Source organism: Paraburkholderia kururiensis JCM 10599 = LMG 19447, from assembly GCF_003986935.1.
GTDB lineage: Bacteria > Pseudomonadota > Gammaproteobacteria > Burkholderiales > Burkholderiaceae > Paraburkholderia > Paraburkholderia kururiensis.
The window spans coordinates 15247-38049 of the sequence record NZ_RJZE01000004.1 but is presented as its reverse complement, the minus strand read 5'-3'; the positions used below and the strand labels follow the sequence as shown (position 1 = coordinate 38049).

The following is a 22803-nucleotide window of genomic DNA, read 5'->3' as shown; positions in this document are numbered from 1 at the left end:
AACGTTTGCGCGGCACCAATAACGCATAGGTCGCTTATCGCGCCGCTGCCGCCACCAGCCGCCCCACCGCAATCACGGCCTGCTCGATTTCCGGCGACCACGCGTAGCTGTAGTTGAGGCGAATGAAGTGCCCATACCCGCCCTTCGCCGAAAACATGCAGCCCGGCCCCACGGTGATGCCGGCTTCGAGCGCGTCGCGGTACAGCTGCATCGAGTCCACCTTGCGCGGCAACTCCACCCACAGCACGTAGCCGCCCTGCGGCTCCGACGTGCGCGTGCCCTCGGGAAAGAAACGCGCGACCGTTGCGCGCATCAGCTTCGCCTGGTGTGCATAGGCCTGGCGCAAGCGCCGCAGGTGATGGTCGTAGCCGTCGTTCTTCAGATATTCGGCAATGGCGAGTTGGGCAATGGAAGGCGTGGTGAGCGTGTTGAGGAACTTCAGCTTCTCGACCTGATCGCGATAGCGCCCCGGCATCGCCCAGCCCACGCGGTAAGCCGCGGTCAGGCTCTTCGCGAACGATGCGCAGTGCAGCACGATGCCCGCCGTGTCGTACGACTTCAGCGTCGTGGGGTGCACGTCGCCATAGTGCAGTTCCTGGTACACGTCGTTTTCGATCACGGGTACGTCGTGGCGCGTGAGCAGTTCGACGAGCGCGCGTTTCTTCTCGTCGGGCATCTGGAAGCCGAGCGGATTCTGGAAGTTCGGCATCACCATGCAGGCCGCGATACGGCGCTTCGCGAGCAGCTCGGCGAGTGCGTCGATGTCGATGCCTTCGCGCGGATGCGTCGCCACCTCGATGGCGCGCATACCCATGCGTTCGATGGCGTGCAGCATCGCGTAGAACGTGGGCGACTCCACGGCGATGGTGTCGCCCGGTTTGGCCACCGCTTGCAGACAGAGGTTGATGGCTTCCGTGGCGCCTACGGTCACGACGATTTCGCGCGCGTCCACGGGCACGCCGTTCTCCGCGTAGCGCCGTGCGATCTGGCGGATCAGTTCCGGGTGGCCCGGTGGCAGTTCGTCGGTCACGCCCCATTGCACCTTGCGGCGCGCGATGTTGTAGGCGTACCGGCTGATCTTCGCCGAGGGAAAGCGCGACGGGTCCGGGTAAGGCGAGCCGAGCGGCACGGCCTTGTCCACGCCGATGGAGCGCAGCGTGGCGAGCACGAGCCGGCTCACGTCCACCTGGGCCGACACGGCCGCGGGACGTGAGGCGCTCAGGCCCTCCCCGCCCTCGTTTTTCCGTGAAGCCTGCCGCTTGCCGCCGGCCGCGGCCCGCACGAAATAGCCGGACTGCGGACGGCTCTCGATCAGCCCGCGGCTTTCCAGCTGCAGATACGCGCGAATCACCGTCTTGATGCTCACGCGGTATTGCTGGCTGGTCTGTCGCACGGACGGAATGCGTTCGCCCGCACGGAACACGCCGCCGCGAATCTGGGCCTCGACGTCGGCCGTCAGTTTTTCGTAGAGCTTCAACGCTTGCCTCGTTTCGTTGGACTTGCCTGCGCCATGAGGGGAAAGTGCCAGGGAGTACAGTGCGCGCCCGCAACGCGCGCGCCTGCCGAACTGTACTCCTCGAACCGCCAGCGATGTGTGCGCCTTGTAGCCGCCCCGCCGCCCTTAACCTTCGCTCACTGACAAAGCGCCCGCGACATTTCGGCACGCGGCTACACGCCGCCATCGGGCGCGGCTGGTCGCGGTTAGTCGCGATCGGTGGCCATCAATAAGGCCGCACCCACCCGCGCGGCACCAGGCAACGGAGCACACACATGGCAGAGTCGAAACCCCGCGCACGCATTGCGCCCTACCATCAGCCCGCCGCAGGCTGGGGCGCGCTCAAGCACGTCGCCATCAGCCTCGTGAAAGAAAAGGTGGCGGGCGGCAAGTACCGCACGCTCTTCCGGCAGAACCAGCCCGACGGCTTCGACTGCCCCGGCTGCGCCTGGCCCGACCGCCAGCACACGTCCACCTTCGAGTTCTGCGAAAACGGCGTGAAGGCCGTGGCCGCGGAAGCCACCTCGAAGCGCGTCACGCCCGCGTTGTTCGCCGCCCGCACCGTCGAAGCGCTGATGCAAGAGAGCGACTACGAACTCGAACAGCACGGCCGCCTCACCGACCCGATGGTCTACGACGCACTCGCCGACCGCTACGTGCCCATCTCGTGGGACGGCGCGTTCGCGCTGATCGCGCGGCACCTGAACGCGCTGGATAACCCGCACGAGGCCGCGTTCTACACCTCGGGCCGCGCGAGCAACGAGGCCGCGTTCCTCTATCAGTTGTTCGTGCGCCTGTACGGCACCAACAATTTCCCCGACTGCTCGAACATGTGCCACGAGGCCACGAGCCGCGGGTTGCCCGGCACCGTAGGCATCGGCAAAGGCACGGTCACGCTCGACGACTTCGAGCACGCAGACACGCTCTTGATCTTCGGCCAGAACCCCGCCACCAACCATCCGCGCATGTTGGGCGAGTTGCGCGAATGCGCGCGCCGCGGCGCCACCATCGTCTCGATCAATCCGCTGCGCGAGCGCGGCCTGGAACGCTTCGCGAGCCCGCAGCATCCTGTCGAGATGCTCACGCTCGGCAGCACGCCTATCGCCTCCACGTTCATCCAGCCGAAGGTGGGCGGCGACTTCGCGCTCATCAAAGGCGTCGCCAAACGCGTGCTCGAACTGGACGACGCAGCGCGCGACGCGGGCACGCCGCGCGTGCTCGACCTCGACTTCATCGCCACGCACACCTCGGGCTTCGACGCCTTCGCAGACGATCTACGCGCCGAAAGCTGGCCGCTGATCGAGGAAGAATCGGGCGTGCCGCGCGAGCAGATCGAAGGGCTTGCGCGCATCTACGCGAACGGCAAGCGCGTGATCGCGACCTGGGGCATGGGGCTCACGCAGCACAAGCGCTCGGTTCAGACCATCCAGATGCTCTCGAACCTCATGATGATGCGCGGCAATATCGGCCGCGAAGGCGCGGGCCTGTGCCCCGTGCGCGGTCATTCGAACGTGCAGGGCAACCGCACGGTGGGCATCGAAGAAAAGCCCACGCAGGCGTTTCTCGATCGCTTAGGCCGCGTGTTCGGCTTCGAGCCGCCGCGCGAACATGGCTACGACGTGGTGGAAACCATCGAGGCCATGCTCGCGGGCCGCATCAAGGTGTTCGTGAGCCTGGGCGGCAATTTCTCGATCGCGACGCCTGACACCCCGCGCACCTGGGACGCGCTGCGCGCCTGCGACCTCACGGTGCACATCGCGACCAAGCTCAACCGCAGCCATCTCGTACACGGCAAGGCCGCGCTGATCCTGCCCACGCTCGGCCGCACCGAAGTGGACCTGCAAGGCGGCGTTGCACAGGGCGTGACCGTGGAAGACTCCATGAGCATGGTCCACATCTCGTACGGCATGAACACGCCCGCGTCGCCGAATCTGATGTCGGAAACGGCGATCGTCGCGCACATGGCGCACGCCACGCTCGGCAGCGCGAAGGTGGACTGGCTGGCCTACGCCGCCGACTACGCGCGCATTCGCGACGCCATCGAGCAGTCGATTGCGGGCTTCGAGCGCTACAACGAACGCGTGGCGCAGCCGGGCGGCTTCCATCTGCGCGTGGCCTCGCGCGAGCGCGACTGGCAAACGGCCACGGGCAAGGCCAACTTCGTGGCGCACCCGCTCGACACGGACACGCCCGTGCATCGCGCGAAACGTCTCTACGGCGAACGCGTGATGACGCTCATGACCACGCGCTCGCATGACCAGTACAACACCACCATCTACGCGCTGGACGACCGCTATCGCGGCGTGTTCGGCCAGCGCCGCGTGGTGTTCATCCACGCGGCGGACCTCGCGATGCTGGGCTTCAAGGCGGGCGACTGGGTCGACCTGACCACCGTCTGGGACGACGGCATCGAGCGGCGCGCGGACGGCTTCCTGCTCGTGGAGTACGACATTCCGCGCGGCTGCATCGGCGCCTATTACCCGGAAACGAATCCGCTCGTGCCGCTTTCGAGTGTGGCCGACGTGTGCAACACGCCTACGTCGAAGTCGGTGCCGGTGCTGCTGCATCGGTCGGCTGTGCAGGCCGCTGCCTGAATGCACGAGTCCATGAGTCCGCAGGAACATGACGCGGTGACAGGAGAGGTACAGCCATGATCGTTCGTCCGCAGCAACACTGGCTGCGCATGCTGTTCGTCTGGAACGGCTCGGTGCTTCAGGCCATCATGCCGCAGCTTGCGATCATGCTGGCCGTGAGCGTGCTCGCCGTTGCGACGGGCGGCCGCATACTCGGCGAAAAGATTCTGCTGAGCACGGCGCCATTCACACTGTGCGGCGTCGCGCTCACGATCTTTCTCGCGTTTCGCAACAACCGCAGCTACGACCGCTACTGGGAAGCGCGCACGTTGTGGGGCAACCTGCTGATCGCGGCGCGCACACTGACGTCGCAGACGCTCGCTTATGTGCCAACGGGTTCGCACGAAGGCTCGCAGCAGTTCGACCGCGACGCGTTCGTGCGCTCGCTCATTGCGTTCGCCTATGCGCTCAAGCATCAACTGCGCAACACCGACCCGTACGACGACCTCGAACCCCTTGTGGGCGCCACGCGCGCCATTGCGCTGAAGGGCCGGCAGTATCGGCCGGTCGCGATCCTCAATGATCTGCGCACGACGCTCGGCGGTCTGCACCAGCGGGGCACGCTGGGCGCCGCGCCGCTCTGGATGCTCGACGCGCAGTTGAACGAACTCGAAAAGATCGTGGGCGGCTGCGAGCGGATTGCCTCCACACCCATTCCGTTCGCCTATGGCGTGCTGCTGCATCGCACGGTCTACGCGTATTGCTTTCTGCTGCCGTTCGGCCTTGTGGCGTCGCTGGGTGTGTTCACGCCACTCATCGCGGTGTTCGTCTCGTACACGCTGATTGCGCTCGAAGCCATTGCAGGCGACATCGCCGAGCCCTTCGGCACGGCACCGAACAATCTCGCGCTCGATGCGCTGACGCGCAACATCGAACGCTCGCTGCTGGAGTTGTGCGATGAGCCGGTGCCGGCCGAGGTAGTGCCGGGGCCGAAGTATCGGATTACTTGAGCGGTTGTGGAAGCGCGCGTAGAGAGCCGCAATGAAGCAGACGTCAACCGCACCGCTTTCCTGCACCCTGCAATGAATAAACAATGAACAAAAAAACCCCAACGCCGCGGCGTTGGGGTGACAGAGGTATGAAACACGTTCAACCACGGGTATGAGTGAACGCGATTCAACGTTAGATCATTGCGCGTCCTGCACATAGGCCGTAATCTGAAAATCAGTATTCCATACGAGACTGGAATCCTGGAAATGGATCGTCCACAGGCGCCACGAACGCGCGGTTCGAGCGAGCAGCCGATTAGACGTCAGAACTGCGTCATGATGCCGGCAAATGCCCCGAACTGCCCCTTGCCGTAGTTGGGATTGGTGTTGTCGCCACCGTTGACGGGGTCGTTGTTCGCATTGGCTCCGTACGGGTCGCTATAGCCGTTGCCGAGACCGATGTTCGACGTTGAACTGTTGTGCACGTAGCCCAGCTCCGAGTACAGGAAGGTACGGCGCGACAGGTTGTAGGTGCCGGCCAGCGTGTACATGGTCGCGTTGCCATTACCGTTGTTCGCGTTGGCGTGGTAGACGGCGGCGGTGAGTGCGGCGTCTGTCGTGACCTGCCAGGCGGCGCCGAGCCATTCGTGGTTGACCGCGGTGGGCAGCGACGTGCCGCCCGGCAGCGTGGTGGGCGTGGCGGTGCCGAAGTAGCCGGCGTTGGATGCGTCCGGTGCGCTCAGGTGTTGGAAGCCGGCATAGACCTTGACCGGCCCGAACGTGACAGTGCCACCGGCCAGTATCGAGCGCGACGCCAGGTACACGTTGCTGAACTGGCCATTCGGATCGCGAATTTCGTCATAGATAGCCTGCAGCTCGAAATTAGACGCGTTGTACTGCGCCTTGAGGCCGTCCGAACGCCCTTGCGCGCTGCCGAGCCCGGTCGACGTACCGAGTTGGCCCGGCGCGCTGCCCGGGCTGCCGGCGTTCCATGTATTGGCGTTCGTGAGGTCGTACTGGCCTTTGAGCGTGAGGCCGCCGAACGATGCCGTCGTGTACTCGAGACCATTGCCCGCCTGCGACCAGTTGCGGCCGCGCACCAGCGTCGAGATCGCGTAGGCCTGCATCACCTGCGGGTCGAGGTCCCAGCTGTCCTGCTCAATTTCGCCGGCGCCGAAGTTCCCCATCTTGAACGTACCGTAGGTATCGTTCGAAAGGCCTACCGTTGCGGCTCGACCGAACAGCGACCCGTTGCCGTACGAGCCGTTCTGCGTGTTCAGCCCCATTTCGAGCTGGAAGATCGCCTTGGTGCCCCCACCCAGGTCTTCCGCGCCCTTGATGCCGAACTCGCTTTCGCCCCAGTCGCCGCTTTCGGCGCTGATCTGCGAGCCCTTCGGCAGCCCCGATTCGTACTGGACGCCGTTGTCGATACGGCCGTACAGCGTGACGCTGCTTTGGGCCGAAGCCGCAGTCGCCATTGCGCCCAGGAGGGCAGCCAGAATGGTCTTTTTCACTATGGTCTCCTAAATAGATGAAAAGAAAAAGGCGAATGATTGAAGTCGCCGGGAAAGATTTGTTTGTATGGCGCGAGGCGGATTATAGATTTGCGCCCCTGGCGCTAGATGACCGCGCGGCCCTGGAAGAAATACCGATGCTGGATTCGTTGATTAACGCTTGTGGCTGGTGTAATGCGGCGGATATTTAATTTTGGAAGTCGACCGTAATTTATTTTTCGCAGACAAAACAGTGACTTTTACTTGATCGCGTAATCACGCTCTATAAAAATAAATTTAGCTTCATTGAAATGACAGGTTTTTCATTTCTCTGATGCGGTCAAGCTCGCCTGAAAATGGCGATCGACGTGCCCGGCGTTTTGATTCCTGCCCGCGATTGTGGTGCGGGCGCAACTTGTCCGACAACGGACGCACGGCTAGCGCGGCGCCCCGTGTCGTGCCGTGTCCACTCCGCTAGCGCACTGCCGGAAGGTTATCCCCAGTTTTTGTTGGCAAGACTGTGGACAACCTGCGGGTACGTGCCGTAAGTGACTGATCCGAAACCCATGTGCGGCTTGCGCGCAAACATAGGCGCCGCGGCGATCGAAGCACGACGCCGCGGCGGTGAAGCTCAGGCCGCCGCCCGCTCGGCCTGGCTGGCGGGCGGCTCGTCTGCCCTGCCCGCCTCGCTGCGGATAGCCTCCACCACATAAGCCGCGTCGCGCGCAATGCCCGAGAACCGCCCCGAGCCCCACGTATGCAGCCACGGCAGTCCGACGAAATAGAGCCCCGGCAGCGGCGTGACGCCGCGCACATGCGAGGGGTAGCCGCGGCCGTTGAACACCGGCGCGTCGAGCCAGCTGAATTCGGGCGTAAAGCCGATGCACCAGACGATGGCCGCAATGCCGCTCGCGGCAAGGTCCAGCGTGGTACGCTCCGCGCCCGGTCGCCAGAGCGGCTCGTACGGTGAGCCAGGCGGCGCATCGATACCGCTCTTTTCGATAAACGCGTCGATGCTCGCGTTGATGCGGTTGTAGGTGTCGTCGGCGCTGTCGAGGCTCGCGCCAAGGTTCGCTTCGAAGTGCAATTGCCCCGCGCGCAGGTCATGCAGGCGGCCGTATAGCTCCATGCCTTCGCGCGCGAACTTGCGCAGGTCGATGTCGCGACCGCCGTCGCGGCCCGTCACGTAGTGGTTGGTGTTGTCGCGCACGCCCTCGCGCAACGGATGCTGCTCCACCGGCATGTCGTAGTAGCCCATGTCCGCGAGCCAGTCCACCACGTCGCGCCCGCGATAGAAGCGCGCGCAGCGCGGCGCGTCGCCCACGGCAAGGAACACCTTGCGGCCCGCGAGGTGCAGATCTTCGGCAATCTGCGCGCCCGACTGGCCCGAGCCCACCACGAGCACCGCGCCCGCGGGCAGCAACTGCGGGTTGCGATATTCGGCCGAGTGCAGTTGCACGATGTGCGCGGGCACGCGCTCGGCCATGCGCGGAACGATGGGCGTGTGGTAGCCGCCCGAGGCCACCACGACATGGTCCGCTGTGAAGTCGCCGCGGTCCGTCGTGACGGCATAGCGGCCCAGGGTCGGGCCCTGTCCCTGCGCGCCGGAGCCCGCGGGCTTCACACGCTTCACGCCCGTGTGTTCGAGCACCGGCGCATCCACTGCGGCCACGAAGCCGTCCAGGTACGCGACGATCTCGTCTTTCTTCATGAAGCCGTGCGGGTCGGCCCCGTTGTAGGGATGCCCCGGCAACGCACATTGCCAGTTTGGCGTGACGAGGCAAAACGTGTCCCAGCGCTGGTCGCGCCACGTGTGGGTAACGGTGTGCTTTTCGAACACGAGATGATCGATGCCCGACTGCTGGAGGAAGTAGCTCACCGAGAGCCCCGCCTGCCCGCCGCCCACGACGATCACGCTGTAATGGCCCGGCTCGCCGGCCGCGCCGGGGCGTTGGGTGGAAAGAGATGTCGACATGACGGATTCCTGCCTCGCTGAATGACAGTTGAGAATGGCGCTTGCCGTTACGGTTACGCGCTAGCGCAACGCGATGACGGTGACCGCGGCATCGGACACGCCGGCGAAGCCCGCGGCGGTCTGCTCGATTTGCGCGAGCTGGTCCATGGCCGCGGAACACGCGAAGCCGTACCTCTCGCGCACGCGCTCCGAGCCGATGTGCAACGCTCGCCGCGCGCGCTCGACGAAGTCTTCGAGCGCATAGCGCTGGCCCGGCGCGAAGAAATCGCCGACCACGGTGGAAGGCGAATAGCAGTCCGCCTCGCTGCCGTCGGGCCAGCGGACGAGGAAATGCATGACGGGCATGAGGTGCTCCTGTGACGATTTAACGAGAGGACCCGAGCAAGGGCTCCAACCAACGGCTTAACGCACTGCGAGCCTTCGCCCGGCGAGCCACGCTCCATAGATCTGCAAATGGCATCGCGCGCTCGCCGCCCAGCTGAAGCGATCGAGCAGCGCGGGCACGGCCTGCGTGAAGTCGATTCCGCCGCGCGCGTGCAGCGCACGGCGCAGCGCGCCCGCGATGGACTGCGCATCGAGCGGATTGGCCCACACGCAGACGCGCTCGTCGAGGTATTCGGTGAACGGCGCAATGCGCGAGACCACCACGGGACGGCCGCACGCAAGCGCCTCCAGCACCACGAGGCCGAAGCCTTCGCGCACCGAGACCATCGCGACCACGTCCGCGCTGCGGAACAGCGCGGGCATGTCGGCATCGTCCACGGTGCCGGTCAACACGACGGCTGCGCCGCGCCCGATGCGCAGCCCGCACGCCGCTGCCCGCGCCGCGAACTGCCGCGCGTACGCATCGTGATCGAGCAGGCTTGCGCCGCCCGCAATCACGAGTTGCGCGGCGGGCGCCGTTTGCCGCAAGCGTGCGAACGCTTCCAGCAGCATCAGCGTGTTCTTGCGCGCCTCCACGCCGCCCACGGCGAGCACCACCGGGCCACCTTCCTTCGTGATGCCGAGGCGTTGTCGCACGGCGTGGTCTTCGTCGGCGGGCGCGGTGCAAAAGCGTTCGACGTCCACGCCATTGGGCACGGTCAGTGCCGCCACGCCGTGATCGCGCTGCATACGCTGCGCCCATGCATCGCTCACGCAAAGCACCACGTCCGCGTCGTGCCACGCGCGCCGCTGCCAGTGTTCGAGGCGCAAGTCGTCGAATACGTCGAGGTGATGCACCGTGCGCACGAAGCCTGCGATGTGCCCTTCTTCCTTCAACTGCGCGAGCGCATTGCCGCTGATGCTGTCCCCCGCATGCAGGATGTCGAAATGAGCGGCGCCGCGTTCGAGCAGCACATCGAGCAGTGCACGCCTTAACGCAGCGATGCGTGTTTCGACCATCGCCACCGTGTTCGCGGGCCGGTCCGTCACACGCGCGAGCACCACGCGGCAAGGCGTGTCGCGAAACATCGTCTCGCCTTGGGCGGCGGGCGCGAACACGGTTACGTCGCAACCTTCGTCATGCAGCGCACGCGCAAGCTCCAGCGTATGCACCACACCGCCGCGCGGATTCACGGAGTGTGTGAAAAGCGCCACACGCAACGCGCGTGCGGAAAGCGGTACGGGCGGCACCGTCGACGGCAAGGACGCAAGCCGATCGTTCATGACGGCCGCCGCTCGCAAGACGCCGGCAGAATGAACGGCGCATCGCGCAGGTCCCACAGCAACGCGGCATCGCCGCGCTGCGTTACCGCGACTTCGCGCGTTGCATCCACGGTGCCGATCACGGCGCACGCGAGCGACCGCCCGGCAAAGCGCGCGAGCACGGCATCGACGTGCGGCTCGCGTACCGAAAGCAGAAAGCCATAGCTCGGAAACGCGGTGAGCCAGCGTTCGAAGTCCGCGGCCGACTGCACGAACGCAGGGCGCGGAATCGCATCGAGATCGATACGCGCGCCCACGCCCGAGCATTCGAGCAACATGAGCGCCGTGCCCAGCGTGCCGGCCATGCTGATGTCCTTGGCCGCATCGCAATGTCCATCCTCGGCCAGTTGCGGCAGCAGTTCGAGGTCTGCGCGCAACCGTTCGCCGGGCGCGCCCACCGAGGCATTCCAGAACGGATACGGTTCTTCGTACCGGCCGCGCAGGTCGACGGCCATGACGAGACGATCGCCCGGCTTTGCATTGAAGCTGGAGAGCAACGCTTTCGCACGACCCACGATGGACACCGCCAGTTGCGCCGCACCGCTGCGCACGTTGCTGTGGCCGCCCACCACGGGCACGCCGTAGGCCACGGCCGCCGCAGCCAGACCTTCGAGCACGGGCTGCGCAGCGGCTACGCCGTCGCTCCACAGCGCATCCACGACTGCGAGCGGCCGGCCCCCCATCGCGTAGATGTCGCTCACGTTGACCATCACGCCGCTATAGCCCGCGAACCACGGCATCGCCGCCACGAAGTCGCCCACCATGCCCTCGATGGCGAACAGCAGATAGCCGTCGCCGTCCGCGATGGCCGCACAGTCGTCGCCCACGGCAACGGCCTGCGCGAGATCACGTAAGCCATTCGGCAAGCGCAGGGCGAGCGCGCCCACCACGTCCGCGATGTCGGTCTTGTGCGCGAAGCCGCGGCTCGCACGCAACCGCTCGACGAGCGCGGCAAGGTTCAGCTCATTGTTCAGCTCATCGTTCAGCGCATTGAGCGGGAACGCCTGCGCGGTTGGCGTCGCGTTCATCACGCGCCCCTCGACGCCACCACGAACCCCGCCTGTGGCGCATGGCACGGCGGGTAATGCGCAAGCTGCGCCTGCATCAGCCGATGCGGCCGCCCGAAAATGGCTTCCTCGGCCAGCGAGTCCCAATGCAGCCGCTCGAAAAGCGGCACGTTCTGGCTCTGCACGTGCGCGAGAAACGTGGTGCAGCCGAGCGCGTGCGCGCTCGTCACCGCGAGTTGAATGAGCGTCGTGCCGATCTTGCCGTGCCGGCGAAACGCCGCGTGCACGGCGAGCCGCGAACCCAGCCACACGCCAGGCTCCGTTTCATGAATGCGCACGGTGCCCACCACCTGGTCGGGCAGACCCGCCATGCAACTGACCGCCACGAGCAGTTGCGCGTGCTCGTCCACGGCGTCGCGATCGTCGCCGGGGAAGATGCCTTGTTCGATGCAGAACACCGCGCGGCGCAGCTTGTACGCCTCGTTCGCTTCCCACGGCAGCGTGACCCATTTCACGCGATACGCCGTGGGCGCATAGGCGAGCGGCAGGGCATCCGGTTCGGTGGTCTCGCAGAGCACGGTCACACCTCGTAGGACGAAAGCGACGAGCACGCACCGCACTTCGCGCAGCCGGCCTTGATCTCGGCCGAGCGCATGCCGGCCTCGCGCAACATCGCACCGAGCGGCTCCAGCACGGACCTCATAAACGCGGGCGACGGCGCCGGATGATCTTCGAGCGGCGTGCCGCTGATCGGCACGAACGGCACCACGAACGGATACACGCCGAGCGCGATCAGGTCGCGCGACATCGCGAGAATCGCTTCGGCGCTGTCGCCCAACCCCGCGAGGATGTAGGTGCTGACCTGAGCGCGGCCGAATACGGCGACAGCGGCCTCGAAGGCCTGCATGTAACGCGCCATCGGCACGCTTGCCTTGCCCGGCATGATGCGTTCGCGCAGCTCGGGCGTGACCACTTCCAGGTGCATGCCGAGCGTATCGACGCCGCTCGCCTTCATGCGTTCGAACCAGCGGTCGTCGTCGGGCGGCTCGCATTGGGCCTGAATCGGCAGATCGACTGCCGCCTTGATCGCAAACGCGCTTTCGCAGAGCACCTGCGCGCCGCGATCTGGCGTCGCCGGCGTGCCGGTGGTGAGCACCATGTGCTTCACGCCGTCCAGCAACACGGCCGCGCGCGCCACTTCCGCGAGTTGTTCGGGCGTCTTGCGTGCAATAGTGCGGCCCGCCGCGAGCGACTGCCCGATCGCGCAGAACTTGCAGGCCTTGCGGCGGCTCTCGTAGCGGATGCAGGTTTGCAGCACCGTGGTGGCAAGCACGTCGGCGCTGTGCAGCGTGGCGATCTGCGAGTACGGCACGCCATCCAACGTCTGCAGCGCGTAGAAGCGCGGCGCCTTCGGAAAGCGGATGCTCGCCACGGGAATCGTGCCGCGCAGCAGCGTGCTCGTGCCCGAGGCGTCGGGTGCGCTCGCCACGAACGGCGAGTGCCAGGCGCTGCTCGTATGCACGGGCACCATGACCGTGACGCCGTCCACCGTCACGGCCTTGTGGTCCGACGGACCCGCGCCGCCGCGCCGGCTTGCGGCGCCCGCATGGGGATCGGCAAGACGCAGGCCGCTCGACTGCAGCTCAGTCATCAATTGCCGGCTCGCGGCCGGCAAGGTCTCTCTGGCGTTCATCGCGTTCTCCACGGAAGCCGGTGTCGAAAAATGAGGTGCCCACTGATGAGGTGGCCACTGCGCCTTCGCGCGTGGCTGACATGGGCATGGACATGAGCGGCGCGGCGGGCCGGTCGTTGATGGCGAGGCTCAGCAGTTCGGGGCGCGCGTAGTGGCCCACCGAATCCATCATGCGTTTGCGCTTGGTGATGAGCGCGAGGTCGAGGTCCGCCACCACCATGCCTTCGCCTTCGGTGAGCGGCGCGGCCAGATGCTGGCCTTCGGGCGAGACGATCGCCGTCATGCAGCCGCCGCGCAGCGCCTTCTGGAGCTTCGGGTCGGCGGTGACGGATTCGATCTGCGCGTCCGTGAGCCAGCCCGTGGCATTGACGACGAAGCAGCCCGCTTCGAGCGCGTGATGCCGGATGGTGACCTCGATCTGCTCGGCGAAGATGGGGCCCACGAGCGAGCCCGGAAACTGGCTGCAATGAATCTCTTCATGCTGCGCCATCAACGCGTAGCGCGCGAGCGGGTTGTAGTGCTCCCAGCACGCGAGCGCGCCCACGCGGCCCATCGCGGTCTGGGCAACCTTCAGGCCGGCGGCGTCGCCCTGCCCCCAGATCATGCGTTCGTGGAAAGTGGGCGTGATCTTGCGGCGCTTGAGCAGCAGCGTGCCGTCCGTATCGAAGATCAGCTGCGTGTTGTAGAGGCTGCCGTGATCGCGTTCGTTCACGCCGAGCACCACCACCATTGCATGCCGGCGTGCCCGCGCGGCGACCGCTTCGGTCACCGGGCCCGGCACGACAACCGCTTCCTCGTAGAGTCGCATGTGGTCCGCGCCCGATGCCACGGGCGGCCGCACGAACGAGAAGTACGGGTAGTACGGCACGAAGGTTTCGGGAAAGACGATGAGCTGCACGCCCTTACCCGCGGCTTCGTCGATCGCGGCGCACACCTTTTCGAGCGTGCCCGCCGCGCTGTGCAGATCAGGCGCGATCTGCACGGCAGCGGCGCGCACGGTGCGGCTCGCGCTTCGTTGTTCCGCCATGATGGCCCCCGCGCGACTCAGACGGTCCACGTATGGATGATCAGCGCGTCGGCCTTGCGGTGCAGCAGTTGCAGGTCCAGCACGTCGAGCGGATTGATGGGGCGAATGCCTTCGATCAGCGACGCCTCGCCGTGCCCGTAGAGCGCCTGCAACGCGAAGCGGCACGCGTAGACCTTGCCGCCCTCCTCCATGAACTTCACGAGCTGCTTGTTGAAGTTGAGGTGGCCCGGAAACGCTTCGTCGCCCAGCGTGGGAAAACCGCGCTGCAAGCCGAGCGTGACGCCGGGGCCGTAGAGCAGTACCGACGTCTCGAAGCCCTTGCGCTGCAGCCGCGTGGCCTGCAACAGGTTGACGAAGCCGATGGAGCCTTCGAACGCCACCGTGTGGAACGTGACGAGCGCCTTCTCGCCGGGCTCCGCCTTCACGTCCTCGAACACCTTCTCTTCGTAATCGACCAGAAAATCGCCGTTCTTGTGAAGCGGTTGATTGACAGCGGGCATGGCTCTCTCCGATTTATCGCATGGGTTGTGCGGTTTTGCCGGGTTTGCGGATATTGCGGTTATCCCGGTTAATTCCCGTAACCGGCGCGACTAATAACGCAACGGATATGCCAATCACTGGCCCACAAAATGCAATCACTTTCCAATCAAGCAAAGCCGAAGTCGCAAGGCGAACCGAAAAATTTTTGCGAAGGCCTGCGAAGGCGGGTGGGCGGCCGTTTCAGGCCATCCGGCGAGGCGCGAGGCGTGCACCCGGAGTGCGCGCCGCGACATTCTGTCGCGCGCCGATGGTGCGCGGCACGCCGAAACCGTGCATTGAACCGATCAATGCGATCAATGAGAGAAATGAAAGCAATCTGATTTTATTTTTATGAATATCGCGTGCTATCGTGAATTGAACCGCGAGCGTGCGGCAAAGAGGAAATTCATCGGTTATGGACAGTCTCACGCAGAATCTCACGCAGAGTCTTGCGCATCACTGGCATAAAAGGCTGGCCGAAAGCCGTAAACCCGCTTATCTGGCCATTCCCGATCTGATCGAGGAAGACCTGGCGAGCGGCCGGCTGCGGCCACGCGATCGCCTGCCGGGCCTGCGCGACCTCGCCGCCGCGCTCGCGCTCAACTACACGACGGTCGCGCGCGCCTACGCGGAAGCGCGCAAGCGCGGGCTATTGGATGCGCGCGCCGGCAGCGGCACGTTCGTGCGCGGCAAGACGCAGACCTTGCCGCTGGCGGGCGGCAGCAGCGTCGAGATGTCGATGAACATGCCGCCCGAGCCGCCTGAACTCGCGGCACGTCTAGCCGCGTCCGCGGCAAGCCTGCTCGCCGAAACGGACCCGTACCGGCTGCTGCGTTATCAGGACTTCGGCGGCACCGCGGCAGACCGCGCCGCAGGCCGCGAGTGGCTGCGCATGCGGTTGCCGGACTGCAAAGACGAGACGGTGCTCGTCTGCCCCGGCATTCACAGCGCACTGGTGGCGCTCGTCTCGCAGTTCGCGCGGCCCGGCGACACGATCTGCCTCGACGCGCTCGCCTATCCCGGCATCAAGGCCATCGCTTCGCAACTGGGCGTGCGTCTGCAGGCGCTGGCGCGCGACGAGGAAGGCCCGCTGCCTCACGCATTCGAGGCGCTCTGCAAGTCGGAGAAGCCGGGCGCCTTCTACTGCAACCCGACATTGCAGAATCCGAGCACGCTCACGCTTTCCACGCAGCGGCGCGAGGCGCTCGCCGACGTCGCGCTGCGCTACAGCGTGCCGATCATCGAAGACGACGCCTACGCGATGCTGCCCGAGACCGCACCCGTCGCGCTCGCCACGCTCGCGCCCGAACTCACATGCTACGTCACGGGCCTCGCGAAGACGCTGGGCGCGGGACTGCGCGTGGCGTATCTCTCCATGCCCACAGCGCGGCAGGCGCAACGCATTGCGGGCGCGCTGCGCGCCACCACCGTCATGCCCAGCCCGTTCACGGCGCTGCTCGCCACGCAATGGATCAACAACGGCACAGCGCACGACATGCTGCGCGCCATTCGCACGGAAGCGAACGCGCGCCAGGCCATTGCCGCGCAGACGCTCACCGCGTGGCCCTACGACGCGCATCCCGACGGGTTCCACCTGTGGCTGCCCATTCCGGCGCAGTGCGATTGGGCCGCGTCCGAACTGGCGCTGCATTTGCGCAATCAGGGCATCGGTGCCGTGGCGGGCGCGGCGTTCTCCACGGACGGCAACGCGCCCAATGCGATCCGCGTGTGCCTGGGCGGTCCGCAAGATCGCGCCGACTGCCGCGAAGCGTTGCAGCGCATCGCGGATACGCTCGACGATCCGCATCATCTGCACATGCCGATGATGTAGGTGAGGCCGGTGCACGAGGCCCGGGGCACGCGGCCCGGGGCACGAAGCCTGGTGTGCGGCCATGCATCAGGCCGCACACCAGGCTGCACACCAGGCCGCGCGCGAGCGCCGGTCACGCGACCGGGCGCGCTGTTTGCGCAACGCGTGCTGGTTGCACACCACACCCCATGCGTACGACTGGCGCGCGCTTCCCGTATCATGGCCCGCACCCTTCGCGGTTCGGGCCAACGCGCACCAACGCGCACCAGCGCGCACCAACACCCACCACCGCGCGGCAACCCACGCGCGCCGCGGGCCGCACGTCCGCACCTTCGCACGTTCAAAAGGCACTCCCATGCGCCAGGCTATTCATCATCTGCAACTGCGAGCCCCCGCGCGCGGGCTCGTGGAATTCACGCGGCAAGTGCGCGCGTTCGTCGAAGAGACGTCGATCGAGACCGGGCTCTTGACGGTGTTTTGCCGCCACACGTCGGCGTCGTTGCTGATTCAGGAGAACGCGGACCCTTCCGTGCGGCGCGATATCGAGCGCTACTTCGCCACGCTCGCGCCCGAAGACGCATCACGCTACGAGCACGACACCGAAGGCCCCGACGACATGCCCGCGCACCTGCGCACCGCGCTCACCCAGGTGCAGCTTTCCATTCCGGTTGAGCACGGCGAGCCCGTACTCGGCACCTGGCAAGGGCTCTATCTGTTCGAGCACCGGCGTCACCCACAGTCGCGCGAGATCGTGCTGCATCTGATCGGCGAGTGAGTCTCGCGCTTGACGCGACGTGAGGGCGATGCAACGCCGCGCAATGCGATGCAAGCGCAAGCGCCCAGCGCAACTACTCCGCCACGAGCCCGTGCTTGATCGCGTAGCGGATCAGCTCCGCGTTGTTGGTGAGGTTGAGCTTCTGCATGAGGCGCATCTTGTGCGTGCTGATCGTCTTCGCGCTCAGCGCGAACGCGTCGGCGATGTCGTTGATGCTGCGCCCCGAGGCCAGCATCTGCAGCACCTGGAACTCGCGGTCCGAGAGCACTTCGTGCGGCGGCGCATCGCCTGTATGCGAATCGAACACGATGGCGTCCACAAGCTTGGGGTCGATGAAGCGACCGCCTGCCGCCAGTTTGCGGATTGCGGCAAGCAGAATCTCCGGGTCGCTGTCTTTCGTCACGTAGCCCGTGGCGCCCGCGCGCAGCGCACGCGAGACCACCTGCGCTTCGTTGTGGATGCTCAGCACGAGAATGGGCAGCGCGGGCTGTTCGGTGCGCACGCGCCGGATCAGCCCCACGCCGCTGATGCCCGGCATCGTCATGTCGAGCAGCAGCAAGTCGACCTGGCAGGTGCGCAGCTTCTCCACCACTTCGGCGCCGTTGGCGGCTTCCCCGGCCACGACGATATCGGTGGTGGTGGCGACGATCTGCTTGAGCCCGCCGCGGACGATCGCGTGGTCGTCCGCTATCAGGATATGGATCATTGTGTTGTTCCGCTTTCAGCCGGGATGATCATCGAAACCACCGTGCCCGTGCCCGGCGCGCTGTCGATGCGCAGCGCAGCGCCAATCAGCCTCGCTCGTTCCTGCATGCCGAGCAGGCCATAAGAATACCCCTTGCCCGGGGCCTCGGTGTCGAAGCCGCAGCCGTCGTCGCCGATCCGCAAGGCGAAGCCGTCCGTGGTGCTGTCGAGCGTCACGTCCACGCGCGTGGCCCCCGCATGGCGCGCGACGTTGGTGAGCGACGCCTGGGCGATGCGAAACACCGCCGTGGCCGACGCATCGGGCAGCGTGGGCTCGCCGCCGCGCGCCCGGAACTGGCAGATGATGCCGGTACGCCGCGCGAAGTCTTCGGCGAGCCATTCGAGCGCGGAGACAATGCCGAAGTTGAGCGCCGCGGGCCGCAAATGGTTCGAGACGTTGCGCACCATCCAGAGCGTTTTTTCGGCGAGCTCGCGCATGTCGTCGGCTTTGCGCCGCGCCTCGCAGTCCGCGCCAAGACGCATGCGCAACAGCGCCACGTCCATTTTCAGCGCCGTCAAAAGCTGACCCAGTTCGTCGTGGATTTCGAGCGCAATGCGCCGGCGCTCTTCCTCGCGCACGGCTTCCATGTAGCCGCCCAGCTCGCGCAGCCGCTCGCGCGACTCCAGCAATTCCTGTTCGATGAGCTTGCGCCCGGTCACGTCCTGCAGCGTGCCGATCAACCGCAGCGGGCCGCCCGGCGGCGTGGGCGCGGCTTCGGCCTGCAGGCGCACGATGCGGACGGTGGGCTCGCCGCCGTCGGTGCTCACCACGCGGTGGTCGATGCCGTACGCAGGGGTGCCCGCCAGCAGTTCGCGCACCGCCTGCCGCACGGCTGGCCGGTCGTCGGGATGCACGGCCTGCAGGTACGTGCGGTAGCTCGGCGCGACGCCCCGCGCACGGCCGAGGATGCGCCACGTTTCGTCCGACCAGTGCACCATGCCCCGCGCGGCGTCCCAGGCCCAGTCGCCCAGCCGGGCGATGCGCTGGGCGTTCGCGAGGCTCGCCTCGCTTGCGCGCAGCGCCTCTTCGGCTTCCTTGCGCGCCGTGACGTCGCTCAGCCCCACGTAGATGGCGGGCGCGTCGTCGTAGGTGCCCACGCGCGCCGTGGCGATGGCCCAGAACGTCGTGCCGTCGGCGCGGCGCAGCTGGACCTCGGAATTGCCGAAGCTGCCCTCGCGGCGCAGGTGGTCGATGAGCGCATCGCGCTGCGCGAGGTCCACGCCGAAATCGACGATGTTGGTGCCCCGCGCGACGGCATCGGCGCCGAAGAACAGCGCGCGCATCGGCTGGTTGGTATAGAGGATGTGCCCTTCGGGCATCGAGGCGATGCACAGCGGCACGGGGCTCGCCTCCGCGATGGTGCGAAAGCGCGCTTCGCTCGCAAGATGCTTCGCGTCGGCGCGTCGCCGTTCCTCGATTTGCGCGGTAAGCCGCGCGTTCGCACGGGCAAGCTCTTCGGTGCGGCGGGCGACGCGTTCCTCGAGCGCCTCGCGGATGCGGGCCAGCGCGGCTTCGGTGCGCGCGCGCACGGCCACTTCGTCGGCGAGTTCGCGGTGCCGGGCGGCAAGCTGGCGCCGCATGCCGCGCAGGGCGAGTTGCGTGTTGATGCGCGCCACCACTTCGGGCAGACGCAGCGGCTTGGTCACATAGTCCGCGCCGCCCGCGGCGAAGCCTTCTGTGAGGTCGGTGGCGTCGGTCATCGCTGCCATGAAGACGACGGCGATGTCGCGTGTGCGTGGGTGCGCCTTGAGCCGGCGGCAGGTCTCGAAGCCGTCGATGCCGGCCATCTCCACGTCGAGCAGGATCACGTCGGGCTGGGCGTACTTCGCGCGCTCGATCGCCTCGGTGCCGTCGAGCGCCATCAGCACGCGAAAGCCCCGGTCGGCGAGGCCTTCCATGACGACGGCGAGAGCGGCCGGCGTGTCGTCGACGATCAGGATGGAGGGCGGGCCCGCAGCGTCGGAATCGAAGTGGCTCATCATGGTGGCTGACTGGTGGCTGGCTTGGGCTCCCACGTTGCCTATGACTGCGCCCGGCGGCTCTTTGCTGCTCTTTGTTGCTGGTTGCTGATCGCTGCCGGGTTCTTCCGGCTATCCGTCGCCGCTCGCCGTGGCTGTGGCCCGCAGCTTTTTCTGGCCGCCGTGGCGGCGATCGGCTCGCTGCCGCTGCTAGCCGTGGCCCATCAGACCTCTCCGTGGTACCCGTGGTACCGGCCGCCCAGAAGTCGCGTGTGGCCCGCTAGCGCCCCGCCTTCTGCCCGGCAAGGGGCGATTCCACGAGCGCCTCGTCCACGCAACGGATCAGCGTGGCAAGCGTCAAAGCGGCCGATGCGTCCAGCGCGTCGGGATGCGAACTCTGCAACTCGCGCAGCGTGTCGCGCATGCGACGAATGGCTCTCGCGCTACCGTCCGCGAGCGGCCAGCAGTGCAGCAGATAGGTGAGCGGCACGACACTGCGCGTTTCGCACCACGTGTCGAAGAGGCACATGCAAGCACGCTCGACGCGCGCATGCACGGCCTCGCGCTCGGACAACAGACTGGACATGATAAAAAACCGCTCCCCGCAAATGGCGATACCGGCAGCTGGCATGCTCTTGTTGCGCCTGTTCAGGCGGGCGCACGACTCATCGCCTCGGTAACCGCCTTGAAACCCGCTACGACAACAACAACGATGTTCGCGCGCCGGTCCTGGCCGTGATCTCCGCAGTGACCTCATTAGCCGCTTCATGCGCTCCCATGCGACATGGTAGGAGCGGGCGCGCCCGCTTTCCGTCGGGAAGGGCGGAATCGGCGCGGGATAGGTGCTGAATCGCGTGTCAGGAAATCCTTAGGGCCCACTGCAGGCCGTGGCTGGCCGCGCGGGTGGGCAATCACCGGCGCCGGCTGTCGGCCCACCGGCTACTAGCTGCCGGCGCCGGCTACTGCGCGATCGTGCGCTTCCATCGCGCGTCCCATTCGGTGCGATGCGCGTTGATGGCGTCCCAGTCGACCACGGTCACCCTGCGCACCAGGTCGCTCAGGTCGCCGACGCTCTTGCGCATGGCGGGCGTGGTCGCGGCATCGCGGTTCGTTGGAATCTGCCGGCCGGCTGCGGCGGCCTTCGTTTGCGCCTCGGCCGAAAGCAGGTACTGCGCGAGCTTCTGGGCAAGTGCGGGGTCGGGGTTGTCCTTCACGACGCACAGGTCCACGAGCAGGAGCACGGCGCCCTCTATCGGGTTCACGTAGGCAACGGGCACGCCCCTGTCCTCCATGTCGCCCACGGCGGTGGGCGAAAGCGGAAAGAGGCCCGCCATGCCGCTCTCGATCATCTGCGCAAGCTTCGCCGAGTTCGGAATGTACGCGACCACGTTCGGGCCCACCGTGCTCGCCCATTTCGTGAAGCCGGGCTCGACGTCCCGGTCGCTGCCGCCCAGCAGACGGTTGATGGCGAGAAAGCCATGCAGCCCGAACGTGCTGGTGGCCGCGGACTGAAACACCACTTTGCCCCGGTATTTGGGATTGGCGAAGTCCATCCACGAACGGGGCGGCGCCCAGCCCTTCTGCGCGAAGAGTTTCGTGTTGTAGCCGATGCCCGTCATGCCGAGCTGGACCCCCGCGCCGATGTCGTCCTTCATGCGCGCGAACGGATACAGCTCGCGCAGCGCGGGCGAGTCGTCGAGCTTCTGGCATACGCCGCTATTCACCGCGCGCTCCATCACGCCGTCGTCGAGAAAGGCCACGTGCATGGACGGATGCGCGCGGCTCGCCAGCAATTTCGCAAGCGTTTCCGACGACGTGCCGGGCACCACCGTCACCTTCACGTTGTTGGCCTTCTCGAAGTCGGGCAGCACCTGGCTCGTGTACGCCCTTTCCATCGGACCACCGTTCATGCCGATGTAGACGGTCGTCGTCTGCGCCTGAACCGGCGCTGGCGCGGCGAGGCCGAAGGCCAGCGCGGCAAGGCCGAAGGCCGGCGCGACGGCGAGCGCGGCCGTCACCGTCGCGCCGCGCGCAGTGCAAAGCGCGACGGCCCTCGCCGCGAAGGTGCTGCACAGCTTCATCGTGGGTCTCCTCGCTGGACTTCGACAATAGCGGTGGTGCGGGCAAATGGTACTGGAGGTGCGTGGGGTAAGGTCGTGTAAGGTCGCGCGAAATCACGCCAGGCCCATGAAGTCACGCCTGGCCCGCGTGACTTCGCGTCAAACTTCGCGGCCGGCGAACCGGCATGCGTCGCGCGATGCGTCGCTCAGATCGCTTCGGGCGGCCGCGGCGCGTCGGTGTCCGTCTCCACACAGCACACGAGCACTTCGGCGTCGCCCTTCCCCGTGCTCAGGTAGACGTGGCCCATCGAGCTGTCGAAGTAAAGACTGTCGCCCGGCTTGAGCGCGTAGGCGGTGCCGTTCTCGAAACGCAGTTCGAGCGCGCCGTGCAGCAGAAATACAAATTCCTCGCCGCTGTGGCGGATGTAGTCGGGAAAGTCCGCGAGCGAACGCGCACGCACGTGTGCGCGCATGGGCACCATGCGCTTGCCGGTGAGGTCGGCGGCGAGCATGCCGTACTCGTAATTGGGCGTGTCGTAGATCATCTGCTCGCCGGACGCCGTGAACGACGGCGTCATCGACGCCTCGCGCGTGCGGGCCGCGTTGGGCGCGGCGCGTCCGAAGAGCGCGTCGAAGTCGAGCTGCAAGGCGTGGGCCAGTGCGGCGAACTTGTCGTAGGTAAGCGCGATGTCGCCGCGTTCGGCCTTGGAGATGGTGGACACCGCGATGCCGGACTGCTCCGAAAGCTGCATGAGCGTAAGCCGCCGCGCCTTGCGCGCATCGCGCAGCCGGCCGCCTACGGCCTTGTGGTCGGTCTGTGCGGATTTCGGCTGTGAAGATGAAGACGAAGCCGGCGATGAAACCGGCAGCGCCACCCCGGGCGCCGTGGCATCGACAGCATCGGCAGCAGCCTGCGGCGCGGCGACCGGCACGGAGCGAGCGTGGGAACGGGCAACAGATTTGGCCATGTGAAAACCGGAGCGTGAGATCTCGCCCTG

The 22803-nt window shown here is 66.4% G+C and carries 21 protein-coding genes; 5 read left to right on the top strand and 16 right to left on the bottom strand.

All coding sequences use genetic code 11. The features are described from left to right. Positions 1 to 34: 34 nt before the first annotated feature. A complete protein-coding gene (locus tag PKKP23_RS05740; RefSeq protein WP_126876164.1) occupies positions 35 to 1477 on the bottom strand; it encodes an aminotransferase-like domain-containing protein in 1443 nt (480 codons plus the stop codon). 293 nt (positions 1478 to 1770) lie between these two features. On the opposite strand from PKKP23_RS05740, the gene PKKP23_RS05735 reads away from it, so the two are divergent. Both PKKP23_RS05735 and PKKP23_RS05730 read left to right on the top strand, forming a co-directional pair. Next, on the top strand, positions 1771 to 4089 hold the full coding sequence (locus PKKP23_RS05735) for an FdhF/YdeP family oxidoreductase (protein ID WP_126876163.1): 2319 nt from the start codon (positions 1771 to 1773) through the stop codon (positions 4087 to 4089). Between the two features lie 56 nt (positions 4090 to 4145). Beyond that, positions 4146 to 5078, top strand: coding sequence for a bestrophin family protein (locus PKKP23_RS05730; RefSeq protein ID WP_126876162.1), 933 nt, complete (start codon positions 4146 to 4148; stop codon positions 5076 to 5078). Between the two features lie 302 nt (positions 5079 to 5380). Here the strand turns inward: PKKP23_RS05730 and PKKP23_RS05725 are convergent, their stop codons facing one another. Next, positions 5381 to 6571 (bottom strand): porin, encoded by a 1191-nt coding sequence (locus PKKP23_RS05725; protein WP_126876161.1) that lies wholly within the window; start codon positions 6569 to 6571, stop codon positions 5381 to 5383. Between the two features lie 35 nt (positions 6572 to 6606). On the opposite strand from PKKP23_RS05725, the gene PKKP23_RS33730 reads away from it, so the two are divergent. After that, entirely contained in the window at positions 6607 to 6762 is a 156-nt protein-coding gene (locus tag PKKP23_RS33730) for a hypothetical protein (RefSeq protein ID WP_160167493.1), read from the top strand. Positions 6763 to 7181: 419 nt separating this feature from the next. On the opposite strand, the gene PKKP23_RS05720 is transcribed toward PKKP23_RS33730, so the two are convergent. The 9 genes from PKKP23_RS05720 to PKKP23_RS05680 all read right to left on the bottom strand — a co-directional run bounded on the left by PKKP23_RS05720 (position 7182) and on the right by PKKP23_RS05680 (position 14886). Next, a complete protein-coding gene (locus tag PKKP23_RS05720) occupies positions 7182 to 8525 on the bottom strand; it encodes an MSMEG_0569 family flavin-dependent oxidoreductase (protein ID WP_126876160.1) in 1344 nt (447 codons plus the stop codon). Between the two features lie 60 nt (positions 8526 to 8585). Then, positions 8586 to 8870 (bottom strand): MSMEG_0570 family nitrogen starvation response protein, encoded by a 285-nt coding sequence (locus PKKP23_RS05715; protein ID WP_126876159.1) that lies wholly within the window; start codon positions 8868 to 8870, stop codon positions 8586 to 8588. Positions 8871 to 8927: 57 nt separating this feature from the next. Next, positions 8928 to 10172 (bottom strand): MSMEG_0565 family glycosyltransferase, encoded by a 1245-nt coding sequence (locus PKKP23_RS05710; protein ID WP_126876158.1) that lies wholly within the window; start codon positions 10170 to 10172, stop codon positions 8928 to 8930. Next, the gene (locus PKKP23_RS05705) at positions 10169 to 11173 is read right to left on the bottom strand and encodes a sll0787 family AIR synthase-like protein (RefSeq protein WP_126876327.1); all 1005 of its coding nucleotides are present in this window, start codon (positions 11171 to 11173) and stop codon (positions 10169 to 10171) included. Before PKKP23_RS05705 ends, PKKP23_RS05710 begins: the two co-directional genes overlap by 4 nt. 65 nt (positions 11174 to 11238) lie before the next feature. Then, positions 11239 to 11796 carry an MSMEG_0567/Sll0786 family nitrogen starvation N-acetyltransferase gene (locus tag PKKP23_RS05700; RefSeq protein ID WP_126876157.1) on the bottom strand — a complete coding sequence of 186 codons (558 nt, stop codon included), beginning with the start codon at positions 11794 to 11796 and terminating at the stop codon, positions 11239 to 11241. 2 nt (positions 11797 to 11798) lie between these two features. After that, on the bottom strand, positions 11799 to 12869 hold the full coding sequence (locus PKKP23_RS05695; protein WP_126876326.1) for an MSMEG_0568 family radical SAM protein: 1071 nt from the start codon (positions 12867 to 12869) through the stop codon (positions 11799 to 11801). Then, entirely contained in the window at positions 12862 to 13938 is a 1077-nt protein-coding gene (locus PKKP23_RS05690) for a Nit6803 family nitrilase (RefSeq protein WP_126876156.1), read from the bottom strand. The genes PKKP23_RS05695 and PKKP23_RS05690 overlap by 8 nt, the downstream gene beginning before the upstream one ends. Positions 13939 to 13955: 17 nt before the next feature. Further along, the gene (locus tag PKKP23_RS05685) at positions 13956 to 14438 is read right to left on the bottom strand and encodes an MSMEG_0572/Sll0783 family nitrogen starvation response protein (RefSeq protein WP_042303115.1); all 483 of its coding nucleotides are present in this window, start codon (positions 14436 to 14438) and stop codon (positions 13956 to 13958) included. A 220-nt stretch (positions 14439 to 14658) separates the two neighbouring features. Then, positions 14659 to 14886 carry a hypothetical protein gene (locus PKKP23_RS05680; RefSeq protein WP_126876155.1) on the bottom strand — a complete coding sequence of 76 codons (228 nt, stop codon included), beginning with the start codon at positions 14884 to 14886 and terminating at the stop codon, positions 14659 to 14661. Here PKKP23_RS05680 and PKKP23_RS05675 point away from each other — a divergent pair. Both PKKP23_RS05675 and PKKP23_RS05670 read left to right on the top strand, forming a co-directional pair. Beyond that, entirely contained in the window at positions 14873 to 16288 is a 1416-nt protein-coding gene (locus tag PKKP23_RS05675) for an aminotransferase-like domain-containing protein (RefSeq protein WP_017776388.1), read from the top strand. The genes PKKP23_RS05680 and PKKP23_RS05675 overlap by 14 nt on opposite strands. A gap of 334 nt (positions 16289 to 16622) precedes the next feature. After that, positions 16623 to 17042 (top strand): secondary thiamine-phosphate synthase enzyme YjbQ, encoded by a 420-nt coding sequence (locus PKKP23_RS05670; RefSeq protein ID WP_126876154.1) that lies wholly within the window; start codon positions 16623 to 16625, stop codon positions 17040 to 17042. A 73-nt stretch (positions 17043 to 17115) separates the two neighbouring features. On the opposite strand, the gene PKKP23_RS05665 is transcribed toward PKKP23_RS05670, so the two are convergent. The 5 genes from PKKP23_RS05665 to PKKP23_RS05645 form a co-directional block, all read right to left on the bottom strand. After that, positions 17116 to 17748 (bottom strand): response regulator, encoded by a 633-nt coding sequence (locus PKKP23_RS05665; protein WP_017776386.1) that lies wholly within the window; start codon positions 17746 to 17748, stop codon positions 17116 to 17118. Next, the gene (locus PKKP23_RS05660) at positions 17745 to 19769 is read right to left on the bottom strand and encodes a response regulator (protein WP_126876153.1); all 2025 of its coding nucleotides are present in this window, start codon (positions 19767 to 19769) and stop codon (positions 17745 to 17747) included. The genes PKKP23_RS05665 and PKKP23_RS05660 overlap by 4 nt, the downstream gene beginning before the upstream one ends. Positions 19770 to 20025: 256 nt before the next feature. Then, a complete protein-coding gene (locus PKKP23_RS05655) occupies positions 20026 to 20331 on the bottom strand; it encodes a hypothetical protein (RefSeq protein WP_126876152.1) in 306 nt (101 codons plus the stop codon). Positions 20332 to 20704: 373 nt separating this feature from the next. Beyond that, complete coding sequence (locus PKKP23_RS05650) at positions 20705 to 21826, bottom strand: extracellular solute-binding protein (protein WP_126876151.1); 1122 nt, start codon at positions 21824 to 21826, stop codon at positions 20705 to 20707. A gap of 185 nt (positions 21827 to 22011) precedes the next feature. Further along, positions 22012 to 22773 (bottom strand): helix-turn-helix domain-containing protein, encoded by a 762-nt coding sequence (locus PKKP23_RS05645; protein ID WP_240658771.1) that lies wholly within the window; start codon positions 22771 to 22773, stop codon positions 22012 to 22014. Positions 22774 to 22803 lie beyond the last annotated feature (30 nt).